The organism is Bathymodiolus platifrons methanotrophic gill symbiont (genome assembly GCF_002189065.1).
Lineage (GTDB): Bacteria > Pseudomonadota > Gammaproteobacteria > Methylococcales > Methylomonadaceae > Methyloprofundus.
The window spans coordinates 1-6,979 of the sequence record NZ_BDMN01000096.1; the positions used below are offsets into that span (position 1 = coordinate 1).

The window sequence follows — 6,979 nt, forward strand, 5'->3', positions numbered from 1 at the left end:
AGCCTAAGCGAAGTGATGATTTTTAGTCCGCGATAGCCGTAGGGCCGTTATTTTGTCGGAGTCTGAGCGTTAGCGAAGGTGGAGACAAAATAAAAGGCCATCCGACACGGCGTCAAGTCATTTGGAGCCTATGTTCCGACCCCTTGTTGGGTCGGGACGAGGTGACGAGGACGAATCGGGGCCGCCGGAGGCATAAGTGGTCGCGTTAAGTTTTTGCTGCTTGCTTGGGCTGGGATGCCCAAAACAAGCTTTCGCAAAAATAGCGACTCCCCGAAATATCATCCTGATCTTGTTATCACTGATTTACGTATGGATGAAATGGGCGGGATGCAACTTTGTAAGTTGATTCAACAAGGTTATCCAACCTTACCCATTATCATTATTCGGCGCATGGCACAATCAAGGAGGCGGTTGAGGCGACAAGTGAAGGCGTGTTTGGCTTTATTACCAAACCGATAGATAGTGGCGAACTAATGGATAAAATTGACAAAGCTTTGCGGCTTAGTGCTGGAAACTCTCATAATAAGCAGCAAGAGAATTGGCGTGCTAATATATTGACGCGTAGTCAATTGATGGAAAATCTGTTAAGTGAAGTTAAGCGTCTAGCTCAGGGAGATGCCAGTTTATTTATCCATGGTGAAAGCGGCACTGGTAAAGAATTAATTGCTCAAGCTATACACAAAGCAAGCCCACGACATAATGGTCCATTTATTGCCGTCAATTGTAGTGCAATACCGGAAGACCTACTTGAATCTGAATTGTTTGGTCATCGAAAAGGTGCTTTTTCAGGCGCTTTTGAACATCGGCAAGGTTTATTTCAAGCGGCCGATTCTGGAACCTTGTTTCTGGATGAAATAGGGGACATGTCATCTGCTTTTCAGGTGAAGCTATTGCGTGCTTTGCAAGAACGTCAGATTCGGCCAGTAGGCTCTAACACAAGTATTCCCGTTGATGTGCGCATTGTCTCAGCGAGCCATCATGACCTGGAAAAAAAAGCTAATGATGGTGGGTTCAGAATGGATCTGTATTATCGTCTAAGTGTAGCGAAATTGACCTTGCCTAAATTATCTGAACGTCGTGAAGATATTTCCCTGCTGGCAAACTATTTTATTACCCATTCCGACAGTACATATAGTTATGTGGCTAAAGGCTTTTCCAATCAGGCGATGGAGATTTTACTTAGTTACGATTGGCCTGGTAACGTGCGGCAGTTACAAAATGTTGTTGAACATGTTTCAGCCCTTGCGACGACTCCTATAGTCCCTGCTAATCTGGTTGAGAGGGTCTTGCAAGAAAAAAATAGTACTATGCAGGGGTTGAAAGAAGCAAAAAGTCAATTTGAAAAAGAATACCTTATTAAGTTGCTTCGCTCTGTAGATGGAAATGTTAGTCAGGCAGCACGACTTGCAAAAGGTAATCGTACCGAGTTTTATAAATTACTGGATAGGCATCAATTAAAACCAACGACGTTTAAGTGAGCGCACGTAGAATAAAGTCTATGAGGTGCTGGTGCTTTGAACGGAGATTTAGTAGTTAAATTTGAAGCTTGTGGGTTAAACAATTGATGAGCCTGGGTGCAGAAATGCCCCAGGCTTTTTTGTGAAAAATTACAATTTATTTAAACTGGTTTTTGCACCGTCAATGGCACCATCGGTTCCACTTTCAACGATTGATCCCGTTGCTGCTCCACTTACTGCGCCATCTACAGCACCAGTAGCGCTATCACTTGCTACTTGTGTAGCCATATCAGAAACAGACTTTTCTTTTATGCTATCTGCTTTATCAGACACTTGCTGAGCTGAGTCGGTTGCAGCATTAACATTATTAGCTGCATTATTAACATCATCCAGGCCAAAAGCAATTGCATTTTGTGTGCTGAATAAAATTAGACTTGTAAAGGTTATTATTTTTAACATTGTTTATTCCTTAAGTTATTAATAAAGATACCTGACAGGGGGCTGTTAAGTATTAAAAATAAAAATTAATATAACTCATAAGAAGAATTATCTTTCAATTCCTGTTTTCTAGCTGTACTAGGAATCCAGTAAGTTAAAATTAATTTATATCATTTCAAGTAAAGCATATTTAATGCCAAGTTGTTTATTCGCATAGGACTATCTCTGTTACCAATAACTCTCGACTATATTTCTTCATCCTAGGATATCAAGTAAATTGTGAGCTTAAGCTTTAGCAGAAATCACCTAAGCAAAGATTTTCGATAAAAAACTTCGGGAATGACGGGGTTTGTAATATACAGTTGTCTCATTTTATTTTAGTTATTGCTAATAATATCTGTTTTTTAACACCCATTTCGTCGTGATTTAACGACACTGGGATTTAAAAAGAAAGTCTTTAACGTATAAATAAAAATATACGCCTTCCCGTAAGGAGCCTTTGTCATGATAAAGATTAATTTTTTACAGTCGCATTTGAGAGACAAAGTTTTTATTTTACGTGGAAATAGTAAAAATTGCTGTCACTTACATAGAGACTGTCATCAATTTTTAACATTAACTGTTCATAATGTATTATTTTTAATAAATGAGAATGCAACATGCAAGCAAAGTATTATTTACAAAATCTGATAATGAATAGCGTATTGGCTGATATTCAATACTTAGGCATTGATAGTGCAGTTAGTCCAGAAGTCATAGACTTTATTGCTTATAAGCAGGAAGCTGAGAGCAGTAGGAAAATAAAAGATATGCTAGGTAATGTAGTAAAACTTGATGAACATGAATTAGCTATGGCTAGCTAAGTTAAAGATAGGGTATGCAGGTATATATTTGGAGTATTCAGTACCTGAGTTGGCATCATTATTTTTCTTGATTAACTAACTCAGGCTGAAGCACGGCTGATTAATTATTATCTTTTAAGCAAATAATAAAGGTATTTACAATGTAAGGTCATATTGTCGCCTTCTAACTTTACAACTTTACAGCTTTCGATTTTTTCTCTACCTGGCTGAATTTGTTTTTTGATGACGCCATCTTCGACCGAGTATTTAACATTAACAGCTTTTATTCCGTCCAGTCTTGGGTCATATGCTGTAGATGTCAGAAAGCCGTTATCACGGAAGTTCCATTTATTTTGTACCATTTTCTTTTCTAAATGTAACTGAGGTGTCTCAGCATAAAGCTTCCATTCACCAAGTATTAGTGAATTGTCTTCCAAAGGAATTGTTTTTTCTGCGTGAGCTAACGATGCGAATAGCATGGTAGTTAGAGATAAGATTTTTAGTGTTGTTTTTATTTTTTAGTCTCCAGTCGAGGGCTAATATTAGCACTTTCCATTGTAGCATGATGACAATTTAATCAAACATTATTTCCCCAGGGCTAAGTCAACTGTAGGCAATGAATATTAGTTGTCCTGCATATTCCATTCTTGTTGCTACAATGTTAAAGTATAAAGCTTATAAATAATAATGATAAAAGAAGGGGAATTATGAAACTTAAAATATTTTTTTTATTTGCTTTACTATTTGCTTTTTCCAATCAGTCTTTTGCAGCAAGTGAAGGTAAAGAAGGTGATTGGGATTTAAAGAGTATTACTGGGGACTTAAAGCCAACAGCAGGATGTAAAGATAAATCTATAGCTGAAAAACAGACTGTTCCTGGTAGTTATCGCTTTAAAAAATACACAACTAAACTTTGTAATAACATTGGTTATGGCTGGGGAAAAAGTAAAGTTGTAGAAAATGGCGAGCTAACTTGTGATGCCTGTGAAGGTGAATATGAAGGTAAGGAGAAGTACCGCTGCTATATGAAGGATGTGACTGTGGAATGCAAGATTGTTAGACGCGGTTTCTGATTTTTCACCTAAACTACTGGCTTATTACAAAGGTCGTAGTTGTTGTTTTAAAGAAAATGAAAGATGAGCTTGGTCATCAAGCTCATCTCAATCATATAGGAAGTCCTTAAGTTGACGTTCCTAATTCTGGCTTTAACATAGAAGTACGTCCCACCATAATATCCATCGCCTTTAATAGCCGTTTAAATACTGAATCCTGACGATAAGGTATGCCATGTTTTTTACACACTTCAACAACTTCTGGTTGTACATATTGATATTGGCTTAATGGAATGTCAGGCCATAAATGATGTTCTACCTGGTAGTTCAACCAGCCGTAAAAAAAATCGTTAAAGTCTGAACCTGTTGGGTAATTTACTGAACCAAGAATCTGGCGCAGGTAAAATTCACCACGGCCTCTGCCTTTATCCTCAAACATCATTACATCATCGCCAGCATGATTAGGTACGATAACAAGAAAGCTATGCATATTAGTAAAAGCTTCTGCTAGAATTGAAGTCAGTAATACGCTAGTAGCGGCAAAAGTACCCAGTGGCAAAAACAACAAGGGCAACAATACAAACCTGAAGGCAATATAGGGCAAAATACTCTCTAGCCATAACGCCCGCCCCTGTTTTGTGTATAGACTCCAGGCACCTTTGCGTGTTAATTCAGGTGTGCCTTCGCCTTTTTGGCGTGCCTGGCTTATACGTAACTCTTTATGTGTTCTAGGGGTGTAATATATAATCTTCCAGCCTGCGGTAAAAAAACCGACGATACCAAAACGTAACCACATAGGGATTTTAGATTCCCGTAACCATTGCATATTATGCTGTAAATGGTCAGGGTCCAATTTTTCACCTAGATTATAGTGGTGTAAAATATCGTGTTCTTGATGCCAGCCGGCTGGGGTAATCCAGTCAGGCCAGTCTATAAAACGTCGCCAGCCTTGGGCGAACTTTTTACTGGTATAGCCCTCAGGTATATTCGTTATTTTGTCATATCCCTTATGTACTATGGGATGTGTCATTTGTGTCCAGCGCGTAAAGCTGCCCTGGCTAATTAATAAAGCAGAAATCGGGTTAGGAAAAATCCATGCTGTACCATAGCCAAGGAAAGAGCACATCTGCCCCCAGCGTTCCATCTTTTTTAAATGCTTAAAGTCTTGTTCACCGATGCGGGACAAGGTTTTTTTATGAATCGCATCAAGGTCTTTAGCAAGAGCCTCTCTGTCGACATTTTGGTAACTGTTTAAACTCATAGTATTTTCTCTAAATGACTCGCTTATGCATAGGCGCAGGGGGAGCCAAAAGGCCCTGTATAATTAACTTGCCAGGATAATTTATTTGTAGGGCGCGGCTTTAGAGGTTGTGAAAGTATTCAACAAAATCCCCCTCCTTAGTTAAGGAGGGGGTAGGGGAGGTTTGATTTATAAAATCCTCCTCAAACCCCCATTTTTCAAAGGGAAGATAAAAAACAGCATACTTTCACAGCCTCTTTGGCCTGCCATTAAGTGCTCGGTGGCATTTGCGGGCTAAAGCCACGCTCTACAAATTTAGTTATGTCCCGTCTTAAGTTTGTAACCAATAAACACTTTAATTATCAGCAGGTTAAAATTTAGTGAGATTCCAGCTAAAATTATTCAGGATAACGAATATAGCTGAAAATCACGGGGAATCAGGTAAATCTATGTACCTTAATAATGATACAAATAATAATTATGCGGCAGTTGCACGATAATATTCGAGTGCTGCGGCAACGCCACTTCCTGGAGTAATATCAAAACCATTATCCAGTAATGCCATTTCAACACCTGCAATTGCACCAAGCATAGAAACATCATTCATGTCGCCGATATGACCAATACGGAATACCTTGCCCATCACTTCAGTTAAACCTGCACCTAAAGAAATATCGTATTTGTTGAAAGCGGTAGCAATCACGTCACGTGCATCTTTATCTTCAGGGACAACAATGGCAGAAACCGTATCTGACTCAAGACCTGGCTGAGCGCAAAGTTTGAGGCCCCAGGCAGCGATAGCTTTACGCGTGCCTTCTGCTAGACGGTGATGGCGTGCATACACATTTCCCATGCCTTCTTCTAATAATAAATCCAATGCCGCACGTAAGCCGTGTAACATTGGCGTAGAAGGGGTGTAAGGGGTGTAGCCTAATGCATTCTGAGCCATTTGATCTTTCAGGTCCAGGAAGCAACGTGGGAAAGTAGCTGTTTCAGTTAAAGCCAAAGCTTTTTGGCTGAAGGCTACTATTGCTAAACCGGCAGGTAACATAAAGCCTTTCTGTGAGCCACTGATCGCTCCATCAATACCCCATTCATCCATGCGAAAATCAAGACTGGCGATAGAGCTCACACCATCAACAAATAGCAGTGCAGGGTGCTTGGATGCATCCATAGCTTTACGTACACCACCGATATCACTAGTGACGCCTGTTGCTGTTTCATTGTGAGTGGCTAAAACAGCTTTAATTTCGTGCGTACTATCCTCTTTTAAGCGAGCCTCTAAATGATCTAAAGGGATGCCTTTACCCCATTCAACTTCATGCATTTCAACATCTAACCCTAAACGTTGTGCCATATTCATCCATAAATGGCTGAATTGACCAAAACGATAGATCAGCACTTTATCGCCTGGGTTTAAAGTATTGGTTATTGCGATTTCCCAGCCAGCCGTACCAGTAGCCGGAAATACAAAAGCTTGTCCTGTTTCAGTTCTAAATACTTTTTTTAAGTCTTCTAAAATAGGCTTTAATAAAAGTGGAAATGTGGGTGCGCGGTGATCTTCCATAGGAAGGTGCATGGCACTTAATACTTCATGTGGAGAGTTAGTTGGACCCGGGATATAAAGGTGGTTACGACCAGCCATTGAAATGCCTCTTAAAAGGTTAAAATTATCGGAAAAATTCATCAATCATGACATAGATAATCAAGCACTTCAAGTTGTGAAAATTCAGTAAGTTACTTGTAGAGCGGACTTAAGTCCGCTATTTAGGAATGTGCACGAAATAACATCCTGAAGCAGCCAAGCTTGAATAATGAAATATCTCCCCTAAATTAAGGTTATCTTAATTTATTACTCAGTGGTTGTCTTATGTCATTTCCTTATAAAAAAAATATCGAAAAGTCGATGAAGAAATTTTATGACTCACTTTGTGAAAAAAATAAGCGACG

8 protein-coding genes are annotated in these 6,979 nt (G+C 39.3%); 4 read left to right on the forward strand and 4 right to left on the reverse strand.

Annotated features, from left to right (window positions below):
• The first annotated feature begins 234 nt into the window (after positions 1 to 234).
• Complete coding sequence (locus CDZ78_RS21080) at positions 235 to 459, forward strand: response regulator transcription factor (protein ID WP_140413906.1); 225 nt, start codon at positions 235 to 237, stop codon at positions 457 to 459.
• On the forward strand, positions 432 to 1,478 hold the full coding sequence (locus tag CDZ78_RS06130) for a sigma 54-interacting transcriptional regulator (RefSeq protein ID WP_140413907.1): 1,047 nt from the start codon (positions 432 to 434) through the stop codon (positions 1,476 to 1,478). Before CDZ78_RS21080 ends, CDZ78_RS06130 begins: the two co-directional genes overlap by 28 nt.
• Before the next feature lie 129 nt (positions 1,479 to 1,607).
• Here CDZ78_RS06130 and CDZ78_RS06135 read toward each other — a convergent pair whose 3' ends face one another.
• Positions 1,608 to 1,916 (reverse strand): hypothetical protein, encoded by a 309-nt coding sequence (locus CDZ78_RS06135; RefSeq protein WP_087869212.1) that lies wholly within the window; start codon positions 1,914 to 1,916, stop codon positions 1,608 to 1,610.
• 638 nt (positions 1,917 to 2,554) lie between these two features.
• Between CDZ78_RS06135 and CDZ78_RS21085 the strand changes: the two genes are divergently transcribed.
• Positions 2,555 to 2,758, forward strand: coding sequence for a hypothetical protein (locus CDZ78_RS21085; protein WP_140413908.1), 204 nt, complete (start codon positions 2,555 to 2,557; stop codon positions 2,756 to 2,758).
• Between the two features lie 107 nt (positions 2,759 to 2,865).
• Here CDZ78_RS21085 and CDZ78_RS06145 read toward each other — a convergent pair whose 3' ends face one another.
• Positions 2,866 to 3,174 carry a hypothetical protein gene (locus CDZ78_RS06145; RefSeq protein ID WP_230990614.1) on the reverse strand — a complete coding sequence of 103 codons (309 nt, stop codon included), beginning with the start codon at positions 3,172 to 3,174 and terminating at the stop codon, positions 2,866 to 2,868.
• Positions 3,175 to 3,444: 270 nt separating this feature from the next.
• Between CDZ78_RS06145 and CDZ78_RS06150 the strand changes: the two genes are divergently transcribed.
• The gene (locus CDZ78_RS06150) at positions 3,445 to 3,810 is read left to right on the forward strand and encodes a hypothetical protein (protein WP_087869215.1); all 366 of its coding nucleotides are present in this window, start codon (positions 3,445 to 3,447) and stop codon (positions 3,808 to 3,810) included.
• Positions 3,811 to 3,916: 106 nt separating this feature from the next.
• Here the strand turns inward: CDZ78_RS06150 and CDZ78_RS06155 are convergent, their stop codons facing one another.
• Both CDZ78_RS06155 and CDZ78_RS06160 read right to left on the reverse strand, forming a co-directional pair.
• The gene (locus CDZ78_RS06155; RefSeq protein WP_087869216.1) at positions 3,917 to 5,050 is read right to left on the reverse strand and encodes a fatty acid desaturase family protein; all 1,134 of its coding nucleotides are present in this window, start codon (positions 5,048 to 5,050) and stop codon (positions 3,917 to 3,919) included.
• Between the two features lie 457 nt (positions 5,051 to 5,507).
• Positions 5,508 to 6,674 (reverse strand): aminotransferase class V-fold PLP-dependent enzyme, encoded by a 1,167-nt coding sequence (locus CDZ78_RS06160; RefSeq protein WP_087869217.1) that lies wholly within the window; start codon positions 6,672 to 6,674, stop codon positions 5,508 to 5,510.
• Between the last annotated feature and the right edge of the window lie 305 nt (positions 6,675 to 6,979).

Excerpts from the sequence above, each read along its gene's own strand:
- CDZ78_RS06160 (WP_087869217.1), bottom strand. The coding sequence starts at position 6,674 with ATGGCTGGTCGTAACCACCTTTATATCCCGGGTCCAACTAACTCTCCA.
- CDZ78_RS06155 (WP_087869216.1), bottom strand. The coding sequence starts at position 5,050 with ATGAGTTTAAACAGTTACCAAAATGTCGACAGAGAGGCTCTTGCTAAA.
- CDZ78_RS21080 (WP_140413906.1), top strand. The coding sequence starts at position 235 with ATGCCCAAAACAAGCTTTCGCAAAAATAGCGACTCCCCGAAATATCAT.
- CDZ78_RS06135 (WP_087869212.1), bottom strand. The coding sequence starts at position 1,916 with ATGTTAAAAATAATAACCTTTACAAGTCTAATTTTATTCAGCACACAA.
- CDZ78_RS06150 (WP_087869215.1), top strand. The coding sequence starts at position 3,445 with ATGAAACTTAAAATATTTTTTTTATTTGCTTTACTATTTGCTTTTTCC.
- CDZ78_RS21085 (WP_140413908.1), top strand. The coding sequence starts at position 2,555 with ATGCAAGCAAAGTATTATTTACAAAATCTGATAATGAATAGCGTATTG.